This is a genomic window from Nitrospira marina (assembly GCF_059568365.1).
Genome location: NZ_JCANTH010000001.1, coordinates 576445 through 589832, shown reverse-complemented (window position 1 = coordinate 589832; position 13388 = coordinate 576445). Strand labels below are relative to the sequence as shown.

14 protein-coding genes are annotated in these 13388 nt (G+C 49.9%); 8 read left to right on the top strand and 6 right to left on the bottom strand.

The features are described 5' to 3' along the window. Nucleotides 1–11 precede the first annotated feature (11 nt). Nucleotides 12–821 (bottom strand): SDR family oxidoreductase, encoded by an 810-nt coding sequence (locus LX98_RS02520; protein WP_496427396.1) that lies wholly within the window; start codon nucleotides 819–821, stop codon nucleotides 12–14. 547 nt (nucleotides 822–1368) lie between these two features. Between LX98_RS02520 and LX98_RS02515 the strand changes: the two genes are divergently transcribed. The 6 genes from LX98_RS02515 to LX98_RS02490 all read left to right on the top strand — a co-directional run bounded on the left by LX98_RS02515 (nucleotide 1369) and on the right by LX98_RS02490 (nucleotide 7806). Continuing rightward, the gene (locus LX98_RS02515; RefSeq protein ID WP_496427395.1) at nucleotides 1369–1965 is read left to right on the top strand and encodes a nucleoside deaminase; all 597 of its coding nucleotides are present in this window, start codon (nucleotides 1369–1371) and stop codon (nucleotides 1963–1965) included. Nucleotides 1966–2009: 44 nt separating this feature from the next. Further along, nucleotides 2010–2843 (top strand): ROK family protein, encoded by an 834-nt coding sequence (locus tag LX98_RS02510; protein WP_496427394.1) that lies wholly within the window; start codon nucleotides 2010–2012, stop codon nucleotides 2841–2843. A gap of 95 nt (nucleotides 2844–2938) precedes the next feature. Continuing rightward, nucleotides 2939–3328, top strand: a complete 390-nt coding sequence (gene crcB, locus LX98_RS02505; protein ID WP_312644037.1) for a fluoride efflux transporter CrcB — start codon at nucleotides 2939–2941, stop codon at nucleotides 3326–3328. Nucleotides 3329–3475: 147 nt separating this feature from the next. Beyond that, a complete protein-coding gene (gene uvrA / locus LX98_RS02500; protein ID WP_496427393.1) occupies nucleotides 3476–6289 on the top strand; it encodes an excinuclease ABC subunit UvrA in 2814 nt (937 codons plus the stop codon). Nucleotides 6290–6492: 203 nt separating this feature from the next. After that, on the top strand, nucleotides 6493–6987 hold the full coding sequence (locus LX98_RS02495) for a hypothetical protein (RefSeq protein ID WP_496427392.1): 495 nt from the start codon (nucleotides 6493–6495) through the stop codon (nucleotides 6985–6987). Between the two features lie 285 nt (nucleotides 6988–7272). Continuing rightward, entirely contained in the window at nucleotides 7273–7806 is a 534-nt protein-coding gene (locus LX98_RS02490; protein ID WP_496427391.1) for a L,D-transpeptidase family protein, read from the top strand. Between the two features lie 156 nt (nucleotides 7807–7962). Here the strand turns inward: LX98_RS02490 and LX98_RS02485 are convergent, their stop codons facing one another. Next, nucleotides 7963–8517, bottom strand: a complete 555-nt coding sequence (locus LX98_RS02485) for a Slp family lipoprotein (protein ID WP_496427390.1) — start codon at nucleotides 8515–8517, stop codon at nucleotides 7963–7965. A gap of 511 nt (nucleotides 8518–9028) precedes the next feature. On the opposite strand from LX98_RS02485, the gene LX98_RS02480 reads away from it, so the two are divergent. Further along, nucleotides 9029–9451: a DUF6335 family protein gene (locus LX98_RS02480; RefSeq protein WP_496427389.1), complete on the top strand. Its 423-nt coding sequence runs from the start codon at nucleotides 9029–9031 to the stop codon at nucleotides 9449–9451. 213 nt (nucleotides 9452–9664) lie between these two features. Here LX98_RS02480 and LX98_RS02475 read toward each other — a convergent pair whose 3' ends face one another. Both LX98_RS02475 and LX98_RS02470 read right to left on the bottom strand, forming a co-directional pair. Further along, nucleotides 9665–10216 (bottom strand): DUF4890 domain-containing protein, encoded by a 552-nt coding sequence (locus tag LX98_RS02475; RefSeq protein WP_496427388.1) that lies wholly within the window; start codon nucleotides 10214–10216, stop codon nucleotides 9665–9667. A 303-nt stretch (nucleotides 10217–10519) separates the two neighbouring features. Next, nucleotides 10520–10858, bottom strand: coding sequence for a tRNA-binding protein (locus LX98_RS02470; protein ID WP_496427387.1), 339 nt, complete (start codon nucleotides 10856–10858; stop codon nucleotides 10520–10522). A gap of 321 nt (nucleotides 10859–11179) precedes the next feature. Between LX98_RS02470 and LX98_RS02465 the strand changes: the two genes are divergently transcribed. Then, nucleotides 11180–11542, top strand: a complete 363-nt coding sequence (locus LX98_RS02465; RefSeq protein ID WP_447963178.1) for a hypothetical protein — start codon at nucleotides 11180–11182, stop codon at nucleotides 11540–11542. A 265-nt stretch (nucleotides 11543–11807) separates the two neighbouring features. Here the strand turns inward: LX98_RS02465 and LX98_RS02460 are convergent, their stop codons facing one another. Beyond that, nucleotides 11808–12506, bottom strand: a complete 699-nt coding sequence (locus LX98_RS02460) for an HNH endonuclease (RefSeq protein ID WP_312644056.1) — start codon at nucleotides 12504–12506, stop codon at nucleotides 11808–11810. Between the two features lie 68 nt (nucleotides 12507–12574). Continuing rightward, nucleotides 12575–13303, bottom strand: a complete 729-nt coding sequence (locus tag LX98_RS02455) for an oxygen-binding di-iron domain-containing protein (RefSeq protein WP_496427386.1) — start codon at nucleotides 13301–13303, stop codon at nucleotides 12575–12577. Between the last annotated feature and the right edge of the window lie 85 nt (nucleotides 13304–13388).

Below are 13388 nucleotides of genomic sequence, written 5' to 3'. Positions count from 1 at the left end.
GGAGTGTCCCATTACGGCCGATCAGCATCGGCCATGCCCTTTCGGGCCATCCAATCAATCATCTGCGGGCTCATCAATTTCATCCACCGACCCCACTGTCCTCTCCAGGACGTAAACACCAGTCGCTCCCGCCGGGCCATCCCCTTGATGATCATATCCGCACATTTCTTCGCGGTTAAGAATCTGGCATGTCCTTCAAGAACTCGCCCGAAAGGTTGTCCATGAGGCCCGATACTTCGTTTATGAATTTCGGATTGCACAAAATCGGGGGCCACAATGGTTACAGTGACTCCCGTCCCTGCCAACTCAATACGCAACGACTCAAAAAATCCGTTCATGGCATGCTTACTGGCACTATAGGCTGAATGAGCAGGCACTCCCGTCAAACTGGCAACGCTGGAGATGGCAACAATCCTGCCTTGCGTGGCCTTCAAGAACGGCAACGCCAATTTTGTACAGTACACGCTGCCGAAAAAATTCACCGCCATCACGCGTTGATACAGTTCCACATCGTGAGCATCCTCCACCGTCGACCACATGGATATCCCGGCATTATTCACCAACACATCAATCCGGGAATACCCGGTCACCACCTGTTGAATCATTGCGGAACAGGCATGGGGATCCGTCACGTCCGTCGGAATGACCAGTGCAGACGCTCCCAGGCTTTCACAGGTGAGGGCCACCTCCTGCAAACGTGACCGATCTCTCGCGACAAGCACCAGCCGGGGAGCCTGCGGCGCCAACGCACAGGCGAGCGCTTTTCCAATACCCGATGACGCCCCGGTAATGAGAATCACCTGGTTGGTAAATTCACTCATCGTCCCTTCCTCAGGAATCGAAATGGAATGGGCCCTATTGACAGATTTTTTTAACGAGCGTAGCATTACATCTGCGCTCATGAAAGACGATTATGAAAGGAAGGAGAGAATGAGCGTGCATCTCCTTTCAAACCGTAAAGAGGAAAGGGGGTCTCAAATGGACGACCTTACTCCACCGGATCATGTAGGCCCATCGGCGGCGAAACCCGCCTCAGTCTCCTGACGGGCCTTCTCGTTTTCGCCGAATCATATCCCTACTCAAACACAAGCACGCCTAAGGGCATCTGCCAGCGGGAATAGCACTGAGCTTGATGATAATGAGTCGAAAGAGGGATCTTCAACCTTCACATCTGGAAGATTCGGCCAAACCCATAACGAGAAACGCGTCATTAGCCTACTGATGGGCCACATTGAACATGAGGTTCACATTTTGTGGTGTTTGCCACATAATCCGAGGGGCTCCCTTTTACGGGACAAGCCCCTCGGTTTGTTTTTTCAGATACCCGTTTTTCACACCTTCTGCGACTCAAACCCCTGACTCCCTGATATGAGCATCCCTTCTACCCGGTTTCAACCACATTGCCTTGAGTTACCAGCCTGGGTCGCCGATTTTCTTGTCCAACAACCGGAAACCTACCCGACTCAGGATTCCCGTATGGACCTGGTCATTAAGCTGGCGCAACTCAACATTCAAAATGGAACCGGGGGACCATTTGGAGCCGGGGTTTTCCGCTTGGACACTCAAGAACTGGTCGCGCCAGGAGTGAATCTCGTCCTTTCGTTGAGAAGTTCCATTGCTCATGCTGAAGTCGTTGCGATGCTGATGGCACAGCAAATCGTGGGCTCTCATAATTTAGGAGCAATCGGATTTCCCACCCACGAGTTGGTAACCAGTTGCGAGCCGTGCAGTATGTGCCTGGGAGCGATTTCCTGGTCCGGCGTTCGGCAAATCGTCTGTGGCGCCAGAGGAAGCGACGCCGAAGCAGTTGGTTTTGACGAGGGCCCCAAACCTGCCAATTGGATTTTGGAACTTGAGCTGAGGGGGATTGCCGTGACCACGGATATTGCGCGAAGCAGGGCCGCGTCTGTCCTCCACCAATATGTCCAAAACGGCGGAGAGGTGTATAACGGCCGGAAAGGGTAGATGAGGGCCCTATTTCACTTTCCCAATTTCAAGGAGAAACGTTGATGACTCCTGCACAGAACACATCAAATGCTTCGCACGCATCGACCATTACCCTCGCCATTGATATTGGCGGATCCGGCATCAAGGGCCTCCTCCTCAATCAGTCCGGTCAACCTCTGTCTGAACGGGTACGAATGGTCACACCAAAACCGGCCACGCCAAAGGCCATTGTCCCCCTTATTTCGGATATCGCCAAAACTCTGGGCCGGTTTGATCGAGTATCAGTGGGTTTTCCGGGCGTCATTCATCAGGGACGGGTGAAAACAGCCCCCAACCTGGACGCATCCTGGCCTGGAACCGATCTCGTGGGAGAACTGGAACGACAACTTAACAAGCCGGTTCGGGCAGCGAATGATGCGGATGTGCAGGGCTATGGAGCAATCAAAGGCCAGGGGGTCGAAATGGTCATTACCCTGGGGACCGGATTTGGAACCGCATTATTTATTAATGGGCACCTCGTGCCAAATTTGGAAATTGCTCACCACCCCTTTCGAAAACAAGAGACATACGAAGTGCAATTGGGTGCCAGCGCACTGAAAAATGTGGGAAAAAAGAGATGGAATCTCCGGTTGGCCAAAGCGATTGACATATTAGATCGAGTGATTAATTTCGACCATCTCTACATTGGCGGAGGCAACGGCAAAAAGGTCACCATTCCACTGCCATCTCATGCCACAATCGTCTCAAATACAGCCGGGCTCCTCGGGGGAATAGCCCTCTGGGCCGATCCCAATGTGGTCATTCCATCTAAGCCTAAGGTCCCTGGGAAAGGAGCCGCACGAAAACAGGCTCCTCGAAAAAAGTCATCAAAAACTCTCCGGAAGAAAAAGAATTGACTCCCATACACGCTTTTCCACCACTCAGCTCGCTCCACGCTACCTTGGGCTTTACCTTCATCCTGAGGGAAATCGCCTAACCGGCATACGCCACCATGATTCCTTACGGGTTACCTCAACTTCTCTGGGTAGGTCTGGGCGGGTTTTTAGGGTCGGTAGGCCGATTCGTGATCTCCGGCTTCTTTAACCGCCTTAGCCCGGCTCTTGCCTTCCCCATTGGCACGTTGGCCGTGAACATACTCGGCTGTTTTCTAATCGGGTTACTCCATGGGTGGGCCGAGTCCCGGAATATCCTAGGAACGGACACCAGAATTTTTCTGTTTATTGGCGTTCTGGGGGGATTCACGACCTACTCGACTTTCGGGTTCGAATCCCTGGCACTCCTGAAAGACGGGGCCATGCTCAAAGCCTCCGCCAATATCATCATCCATGTCTTCGTGGGTTTAGCTGCTGTCTGGCTAGGTGATACATTAGGCCGCCTGTAAGCCCAAGGCCTTTCTTCCTCATTTCAATTCATTAATTACATTGGAGAATGGATTCCTTACTCTTGAAGCCACTTGGCGGGAAGGGGGTGAACACGGTACAACCAATATTCGTCAATTTCACTATCCAAATGGGCAGCATCCCTGAATATGTCCTCAAAAAAACCGGTTGCACCTTCCAGCCCCCCCCATTCCGATCTGATCATCGAAGGCGCGCGGCAAAATAACCTTAAAAATATTTCTCTCCGTATCCCGCACAACGCCGTCACCGTCGTCACCGGTGTGTCAGGATCCGGGAAATCCTCTTTGGCCTTCGACACCCTGTTTGCGGAAGGCCAGTGGCGTTATGTGGAATCGCTCTCATCCTATACGCGCATGTTTCTGGACCGCGTGAAACGGCCTGATGTGGACCGGCTCACCAATATCCGTCCCTCAATTGCCTTGGAACAAAAAAATCCGATTCGAACTTCACGCTCCACCGTCGGCACCACCAGCGAAATTTCAGATTATCTCCGGTTGCTGTTCTCCAAAATCGGACGTTTGACCTGTCCCGACTGCAAGGTGGAAGCCATCGCCCACCACCCCACCACGGTCGCGCAAGATGTACTGAATCGTTTTCCCAAAGAACGTGCCCTCGTCTGTTTTCCCAAACCCGCCCCCCATCCTGACGCACTGGAGTTCATGAAAACGGCACTTCTCAAGCAAGGCTTCATTCGTGTCGTCATCGACCAACAACTGTTCAACCTCAATACCGATGCCTTCCCCTCACCGCTGCCATCGGAATTGTTGGTCGTCGTTGATCGCCTGACGTTGGACATGGAATCGCGCAGCCGATTGGTTGAAGCCTTGGAATCGGCGTTTCGCGAAAGTGAAGGCCGCGCGAGCGTCATCATCGGGGATAACGAATCCATTGGCTATAGCTCCCATTTGTCGTGTCCGGGATGCGGCAGGACGTTCCCGACGCCACGCCCCGTGTCCTTTTCGTTTAATCATCCACTTGGCGCCTGTCCCGAATGCAAAGGGTTCGGCAACATCTTGCGCTACGACGAACGGTTACTGATTCCCGACCCCGACAAATCCTTACAGGACGGCGCGATCGAACCATGGACCAAACCATCAAATGTGTGGTGGCAGAAAGAAATGCTCAAAGCCTTCAAGAAGAAAAACCTCAACCCGACCACACCCTACAACCAGCTCACCCAAGCAGAACAGGACCTGATTTGGAAGGGAGAAGGAAAGCTCGAGGGCATCGATGATTTCTTTACATATCTAGAAGGCAAACGCTACAAAATGCATGTCCGGGTCTTCTTAAGCCGGTATCGCAGTCCCTCGCCTTGCACAACCTGTCAGGGAACCCGCTTACGACCGGAATCCCTCATGGTCAAGGTCTATGAATGCCACATTCACGAGGTATGCGGATGGCCCCTCTCGGATCTTCAACGATGGCTTCAAACCTTGCCGCTAAGAAAATTTGAGGAGGCGATCGCCAAGGATCTGTTGATGGCCTTGCAAACGAAACTGTCATTTCTTCTCCGCGTGGGTTTGGACTATCTCACACTCAACAGGGAAATGCGGACGTTATCCGGAGGCGAAGCTCAGCGTATTCATCTGGCGACACAGCTGGGCAGTCAGCTCATGGGAACACAATATGTCTTGGATGAACCGACGATCGGCCTCCATGCACGGGACACCGAGGCCATGGGCATGATTTTGCGGGAGTTGGCGGAGCGGGGAAACACGGTCATTGTGGTGGAACATGATCCGCAGATTATTCAACAGGCCGATTACATCGTCGAACTGGGACCTCACTCAGGCAATCAAGGCGGAGAGGTCATCTGCGCGGCCCCTTACCAATCCTTTCTTAAGCATCCCCAATCGCTCACCGCACAATATTTGCGTGGGGAACGAACCATTCCTTTACCATCCAAACGCCGAACAGGAAATGGAAAAGCGCTTCAGTTCACAGGAGTGAACGAACAAAATCTGAAAAATCTCACGGTGAACATTCCCCTCGGCACGCTGGTCTGTATCACGGGTCCTTCCGGATCGGGAAAAAGCACACTGGTAGAAGCCACTATCTATGCAGCCCTGGCACGCTTTTTCAAGGTAGACACTCCTCCGCAACCCGAGCTAGCCAGCATGATAGGGCCGGAACACCTTCGAACCATCTGCCTTATTGACCAGGAACCCATCGGCAAAACCCCGCGTTCTAATCCCATTACCTACATTAAAGCCTATGATGAAATCCGGGCCTTATTCGCGCAGTCCCCTGAAGCGCGGGCACACAGGCTCACCCCCGCGCATTTCTCATTTAACACCGGCAAGGGCCGATGCGCTCGTTGCCAGGGAAACGGGTACGAAAAGCTGGAAATGTATTTTCTGGCGGACCTCTACGTGCCCTGCGCAGACTGTGAAGGCAAACGGTTCAAAGACAAGATCCTACAAGTCCAAGTCAAAGGGCATTCCATTCATGATGTGTTGAACCTCACCGTCGATCAAGCGGTAGCCTTCTTCGCCACCTCATGTCCCAAAGTCCTCAAAGGATTGCGCGTACTTCAACAGCTTGGACTTGGCTATCTCACACTGGGACAACCGGCCACGACTCTATCCGGAGGGGAAACCCAACGGCTGAAAATCGCCAGGGAATTGACCAACACCCCGAAACGATCAGCCGCGAACTCAGAATACAAAGGTGCCCTCTACATCCTGGACGAACCCACCAGAGGACTGCACCTTGAAGATATCACGCGCCTGTTAACCGTCTTGAATCAACTGGTGGAGGAAGGCAATACGGTCCTGATAGTCGAGCATCACCTGGACGTCATCAAATGCGCGGATTGGGTCATGGACCTCGGCCCCGGCGGAGGCGATTCCGGTGGCCACATTGTCGCCCAAGGTCCGCCGGAAGACATCGCAGCTAACCCCAACTCCATCACGGGAAAATATCTGAAGACTCTGCTTTAAAACTTAGCACCTTATGAAGATAATATTTCAAAAGGCAGCTTCACGTCCTTGTTTCAATCATCCGGGTTTTCTTGGATAAGTTAGGCCAGGGTTTTTACCAGCTTTCTCCAAACTAGTATTTCCTTTATAGTATTAGAATAGATAAATGTTTGATTCAACGCGCGCTTACTCTTATGCTTCTTTCTTTTCAAGAATCGTCCTCCGTGAGAAAGAAAGCTCTCGTTTTCTGTCTCTTTGTTTTCATAGTCGTCAGCATCCAAGGATGCTCTGATTCCGACGAAAAAGCCTCACCGACTACCCAGGACAAGCCGGCACCGGCAACATCAGCAATTGCGCCAATAGATGCGCAGGCTCCATCAACCACGAGCGAGCAAGGAAATGTTTCTCTGCCTGCCACAACACCGGAACCTTTCCGCCAACCAGCCCAGGAAGAATTGGACCACGCGAACTTTGCCATAGGAAAAGCTGAACAACTCCTTCGTCGAGCTCCCATGGGCAAGGAATCGGACCTGGCATTATCCGCTTTGGAGCGGGACCTGGATTCAGCTCGAACCCTTCTTCGAACCGGTCAAACTCATTTTGATGAACAGAATTTCGAAATGGCCCAAACTCAGGCCCAACAAGCCAAGGAAAAAGCTTCGGCCGTGTATGAGCACATTGAGCAGGCCATCAGTACGGTTAACGAAAATTCACGATAGCTTGACGGCTTTTATGTTTAATTTGGTCTCTGGTGGTGTTGTCCGATCATGGCTCCCGACAACCGAGATCTTCATTGTCCCCGCAAGACTTTTGAAACTCTCAAAACAACCGGGGCTATAGTTTTCTGCGCGGCGGTAGCTTCGGGAGTCTTGATGCTTCCCTTGCTCGTTGTCCTCGCGTCACCTTTCCTGAATTCTGTCCAATCCATCCCGTTATCCATACCCTTCCTCCAGACTTCTCAGAGTCCTTCCCAAGAAGGTCCTCCCTACGATAAGCCGGCACACATGCCCCAGACCCTTTTTCAAGAAGTTGAATCCCCACCCTCCCAAACACACTCCAACCGCTCACCGAATCAAAAGCCCGCATCCACCCAAGCGAAAATATCCATCCTTGTGGATATTTCCCGACATCGGCTTTTGGTAAAAGAAGGCGATCGGATTGTGCATGAGGCCCTGGCCTCAACCGGCAGCGGGAACACGTTAGCGGATCCCAGAAATCCAGAAAGAACGTGGACGTTCGAAACTCCCAAGGGGACATTTAGCATTCAGAGCAAATTAGAAAAACCGGTGTGGATTCGTCCGGATTGGGCCTTTATCGAACAAGGCGATCCCGTCCCTGAAGAGATGGCTGATCGATTACAGCCGGGAGTGCTCGGGCAATATGCGTTGGGTTTTGGCAATGGATATTTCATTCATGGAGCCTTGTACTCGAACTTATTAGGCCAGGATGTCACCCACGGATGCATTCAACTGCATTCTGACGATCTTCAAATTGTGTTTAAAGCAGTCCAATTGGGCACCCCGATCATCATTATTTGAATAATTCCAGTGTTCGATTCTCTTCCGCTCGGTGTCGTTTACAACTTAAGATTTGATCCAACAAATGAAGACCTGCTCAAGAGTGAAATGAAAACGGGCAAATCTCCATGACCCCCTCCTTTTATTGTAGTTTGCAGTCTTACGCCCGATGAACAATCAGTAATACGGATATGCGAGCGGACGATATCCGGTATAAAAATCCGTAGGATAACCCCGGCCCCAACCAAATCCGGAATATCCGCGACCCCAATAAAGTGCCTCGTCCCATATGGTCAAATCTTTGATGCCAAAGATGGGAACCTCTCTTGTATCTTCACCAACTTGGATGGTTTCACGGCCTATAATCTCACCGACAATGGATATGGCTCTGCCTTTTTCAAGCACCGCTGGATCTAATGGATCCTTCCCCTTTGATAATGCGATGAATCGACCTTGAGTTTTGGTGCGTTGATTCGCTGGCGTATAATCATCGTTCAGTGGGAGCTGAAGAATTTCAATTCTGGTCGCATCCTGCTTCCGATTGACCGAAAGCACTTCTCCTCCGACAACCATTAACTCTCCTTTATGATTATCAGGGTTCTCTCGTATCTGCTTAAAGTCGAGGGTGTGGTTGACTTGATTTTCCAAGCTCTCGGGGATCACCTGGTATTGAGAACATCCAGCAAACATAAGCGAAAGAAACAGTATGGATGGGATGGTTGACTTTTTCATGACAGCGGTTTCTCCTTCGCGAAATTAATACGAGAACAAGGTCGAAAAAAATGAGGGCCAAACTTTCGTGTGATTTTTAATACAATCTGGATATTTCTTAATATTAACGTAATCGCTCGGTTTTGAATCCTGCCAAAAACCCTTGGGTAAGGGGGTCAATTACGGAACGGAAAGTGTTTGGGAAATTAGTCATCAGTTTCAAAAATTTTGGGCATTCTCCAAAATTGTATTGTGAATACAGTGGATTGGATGGTCGCCGAATAATCGGCCCGATGAAGAAATCGAACAAAGGCATATCGAAAGTGAACTCGCCCATTACCCCTTTTCAAACAATCCCCCCAGGCTAGGCTATAAACCTATCATCAATGGAACTCTTAACAGTCTTCCCCCGCCTGAACATTCCCCAGGGTTTTCTCCAGTTTGAAACTCATGAGCCATGGGATACAGTAAAAATCTCAACCTTTTTTAAATTTCATATCTATTTGCTGCTTATCCAAGATGAGGAGGATCCATGGCTAAGAAGAAAAATACGAATTCATCACGGCGGGATGCGGATACGATGATTCGGCGGTATATTGAAGATCAGGATTCTGCTGAAGAGGCTATCCAAGAGGACTTTATCGAGACAGGGGCTCAGCAGGAATCGGAGGTATTCCTTACTCGTGGAAACAGCCGTCTAAAACAGGCCAGAATTTTCGGTGAAGATTTTGACGCAACCATGGACGCGGGGAGTTCCGGCGATGAAACCGTAGGGGGCTCCAATCCTACTCCGGATCAAGATACCGTGGATGAATTGGGCGAGGCGGTGGGTCTTACCTTTGAAAATTCTGAGGAACTTGCAGGAGAAAAAGTGTATGAACGGGATACCCACCGATGGGAACTCGATCCTGCATCCTCTGAAGATTATTCGGAACGCATCAAAAGATATCAATAACCTTCTTCAGCTCAGCCAGTAGTAAGGTTCAGTAGAAAGGAGCCTTAAACAACCCGGACATCAGTGGGTTCGTGATGGGTGGGTGAGATTGACCATCCTCACCCATCCCTATCATAGCCCCAGGTGAAAAGCCTTCAGGTCAAACATTCACGGCGGGGCTTTCATCTCATTCCACAATTTCAAAACACTTCCTAATTAATCCAGACGTGCGTGCTACATACCACCATGGGGGGAATGTCCCTCAACTTGACTCATGCGTTGATGAAGGATCTCTCTAAATTTTCCGTATTGATCCTTAGTCAATACTCCTCTCAATTCCAGCAGGGAGTCAATGCGCGCCATCATCATATCTTCTTTAATGGCTCCAATGGTTTTGACCTGCTCTTCAATCGCCTGACGGTCTGGCTCATCCTTCCCGAGCAGGGTCGCAAGATCGACTTCCGCCGTTCGAACATCAGCGGTTTTTTTGACGACCATTTTATCGTAATCAAGTTGAAGCCGGTGAAAGGCCTCTTTTTGTTCCTCGCTCAGCTTTAATTCTTCTTCCATTGAGCTGGAAAAATGATGATGATCCATATAATTTTGAGTTGCATGCGGAGATTCGGATTCGTGCGTATAGGATTCATGAGAACGTTTTCCCTCGGTAGAACTTTTTCCATCATGCGCACAGCCGCTTAATGCAAAAACCATAGAAAGGAGAATAAGGAGACCTTTTCTTCCAGGATCATGCCGAAATAGATTGTTTAATGTAGGTATGAACGCCATAGTCGTCTCCTTTGGTTAAAGCGGTTGGCCATTTCATTTGTTTGTGTCCATTATCAAAGAGCAGTATACCTCTCACACCTGGCAAGAACCCTGGATTTTGGGGATCTCAGTGACTAAAAGTGAAACAGGCCGGGTCAATGTAACCAACAGACTGAATGATTTTGGTGTCAGCATGTATTTCATCATCTCCAACCACCTTCCCACCCATCCCACGGAGACCTCACGATATTTTAAATATTCCGAAGTAGGTGAAACGTGTTGTAAGGCATGGTTCTATTAGCAAATAATTCAGCAGCAGAAAAACTACAACAACTTTGTGCCTAGAGGAACCGATTTGTCCGGAACACACAACGCCACCTCCCCGTTCTCAGTATGAAATCCGGTGACCAGGCATTCCGACATCAACGGACCGATTTGCTTGCCTGGAAAATTCACAACAGCGACAACCAGCTTTCCCACTAATTCTTCCGGCTTGTAAAGATCCGTGATCTGAGCACTCGACTTCTTCATGCCGATGTTTTTCCCGAAATCAACTTGCAAAATGTAGGCAGGCTTTTTGGCTTCCGGGAACCGCACCGCACTGACAATGCGCCCGACACGGAGTTCGACTTTTATGAAATCATTCCATGAAATAGTCTGCACCTCAGCCCCCTAAATTAACTCATCTCAGTTTTTCTCATAAGAATAGCACCCTTCTCCCGAAGCCCTTTCTCACTTTTATTTTCTACCTTTCCCTTACCTCCTGGAGATAATATAAAACATCTTCTCTCCAAATCCTCTTACCCTGATTGGTCCTCAGCTATGATTTCCAAGGTGGAGGTTAGACCATCTTCTCAAAAGCATCTATATCCAAGGCCGGTTCATTTCCCCAAGGAAAGTTCAAATATTTGGCTTAAGATTGCAAGAGCTTATGCCGACTTTCAGCAATGTGATTTAACCTAACCATAGCTTAAGGAGAATAACATGTCCAAAATCTGGCGTTTGGTTCTGTTACTAACATGTATGTTGGTGGGGTGCAGTACCACGGGGAATTTGGGAATTGTGACCAAAAGCTCAGCCGACCCAGCCTCGCTTTTGAAAAACAGCCAGGGCTATGAGGAGTTAGGACCAACTGAAGGGCAAGCTTGCCGTCATTTCATTTTGGCCATTATTCCATTTGGCCAATCGGACATGGCTAAAGCGGTGGATAAGGCCTTAGAAGCCACAGGCGGGGATGCCTTGCTCAACGTCTCAGCAGAAAGCAGCCTGTATGGTTTCATTCCCATATACAACGTCTATACTTTTACCTGTACTACGGTCAGAGGAACCGCCATCAAATTTAAGTAGAGTACTGAATGGACCTTGATTCTAAGGTAAACAGGCCGGGCGGCTTCCATGTCGGATTGGCCCTTGCTTTCCCTCAATCTCATTCGATGATAATACTGTTAAAGGGCCATTGAGTCATGAGTCTGCACACCTCGGCTTAGGCCGACTCTGCGCTTCGGCAGCCCTACTCCCGCCGCCAAACGTTAAAATTAAATTCACAACGTATGGCCCTGGAGCAAAGCAGAGAAGGCTAAGCAGCCTACCTCTTAAGAATTGCAGGGTGTATTCATTGAATCTTCGCCCTCTTCTCAATATTGTGGCGTGCACATAAAAGTTGGATATTCTCGACTTTTAAGGAAGTACCGCCCTTAGAATACGGAACAATATGATCGAAATGAAGTTCATCAGTCGCTCCGCAGGATACGCAACGGCCGCTATCACGTGCCCATACCTCCAACTTCACGCTTGTTGGAATAATACGACTACGCTCTACAAGTCTCGTGACCGGATCCTCCGCCAACGATTCATCTTCAATGTCTTCGATCGCGACCAACTTGAACTTAAACACATTTCTTTTTCCATCGTGCTCGATCCACGAATCCACAAGGTGAAAATAGCCATTATCTGACCAAATTCCCGCCTTAATTTTCTCGTACACGCGAACAATGTCAGGGCCTTTCTCCCCTAGCTTAAAAGCTTGCGCAGCTTTGTGAAATTTCCCATTTTCAGTCAGGGAGTTATTTTGCCTTCGCTCTGGTTGGTCCAGGTTCTTTGGATCGACACCGCCGTTTTTCTTTGGCTCATCATGCCCTTCATAGACCAGTACAGCCCCATCCTCCAACACGACATCCCTATACGGAGCATTGGGACGAACCGACATGAGAATTACTGAATGCTTTCCCTTTAATCGAAAATTCATCCCCTTCTGTAAACTGATGCCTTCCTTCTGGCACATTTCAATATAGGCGATGATGTTTCCTCTCACCCTGGTCCCTTCTTATGCATAACAATGTATTATCGTGAACCTGAAAGTCCTGCCCGGTATGGCATTATTCAGGCCGATAGCGCATCGCCCAGCGCGCGAAGTAGGTGTGCCCCGTCCCCACGCCATGCACTCCCGTGCATGCACGCGAGTGTGGTTGGATTGGTCGAGGCAAGCTTCTCCAGGAGCACACCATCGTTCTTTGTATGGGAGAAATAATCCATTTCGAGACGAAAGGATTCGCTGGGCCCCAGAATGTCCGACTCCGTAACAGGAGAATGGTCAGCTCCTCCCTGCGTGAACAGATCGCCGCAGAACAACGTTGACGTCCGCTCTTCCATCAGTAAGCCGCATTCCCAGGCATGAGGCAAATGCGGGGTGTCGAACCAACGCACGGAGTGTTTGCCCAAAGTGAGCCGCTCTCCATCCGCTAGAGCGCGAGGCGCCCGATCGGCAAGATCATTAATCGAGACCATGGCCGCAACTGTCCCGCACAACGGCACAGCCTGGGGGGCAGCGGCCAGCCATTCGTTGAGTGACCCACATTCGTCGGCTTCCACATGGGAAAACGAGATATATCGAAGCTTTCCAACCGGCAACACGCTCGCCACCGCTTCACGCACCAATGGGAACATTTTCCGGGGGCCGGTATGGAAGAGCAATGGTTCATCATCCACGATGAGGTATTGGTTAAACGAGAACCCGCCTGCACCTTCAATCACCACCGGTGTATTAATGCGATAGATCCCGTCAGCAATCTGATGTACGTTCGTTCCTGACTGCTTATTCGTTATGGTCATGAGACTCTCCTCATTTCGTATTAGGCCGCTTCCTTCAAAATATTGAATATCCACCTGGTTCCTTAAAAAATAGTCGAGCCTAACA

Excerpts from the sequence above, each read along its gene's own strand:
- LX98_RS02520 (WP_496427396.1), bottom strand. The coding sequence starts at position 821 with ATGAGTGAATTTACCAACCAGGTGATTCTCATTACCGGGGCGTCATCG.
- LX98_RS02515 (WP_496427395.1), top strand. The coding sequence starts at position 1,369 with ATGAGCATCCCTTCTACCCGGTTTCAACCACATTGCCTTGAGTTACCA.
- LX98_RS02510 (WP_496427394.1), top strand. The coding sequence starts at position 2,010 with ATGACTCCTGCACAGAACACATCAAATGCTTCGCACGCATCGACCATT.
- crcB (WP_312644037.1), top strand. The coding sequence starts at position 2,939 with ATGATTCCTTACGGGTTACCTCAACTTCTCTGGGTAGGTCTGGGCGGG.
- uvrA (WP_496427393.1), top strand. The coding sequence starts at position 3,476 with ATGTCCTCAAAAAAACCGGTTGCACCTTCCAGCCCCCCCCATTCCGAT.
- LX98_RS02490 (WP_496427391.1), top strand. The coding sequence starts at position 7,273 with ATGCCCCAGACCCTTTTTCAAGAAGTTGAATCCCCACCCTCCCAAACA.
- LX98_RS02485 (WP_496427390.1), bottom strand. The coding sequence starts at position 8,517 with ATGAAAAAGTCAACCATCCCATCCATACTGTTTCTTTCGCTTATGTTT.
- LX98_RS02480 (WP_496427389.1), top strand. The coding sequence starts at position 9,029 with ATGGCTAAGAAGAAAAATACGAATTCATCACGGCGGGATGCGGATACG.
- LX98_RS02475 (WP_496427388.1), bottom strand. The coding sequence starts at position 10,216 with ATGGCGTTCATACCTACATTAAACAATCTATTTCGGCATGATCCTGGA.
- LX98_RS02465 (WP_447963178.1), top strand. The coding sequence starts at position 11,180 with ATGTCCAAAATCTGGCGTTTGGTTCTGTTACTAACATGTATGTTGGTG.
- LX98_RS02455 (WP_496427386.1), bottom strand. The coding sequence starts at position 13,303 with ATGACCATAACGAATAAGCAGTCAGGAACGAACGTACATCAGATTGCT.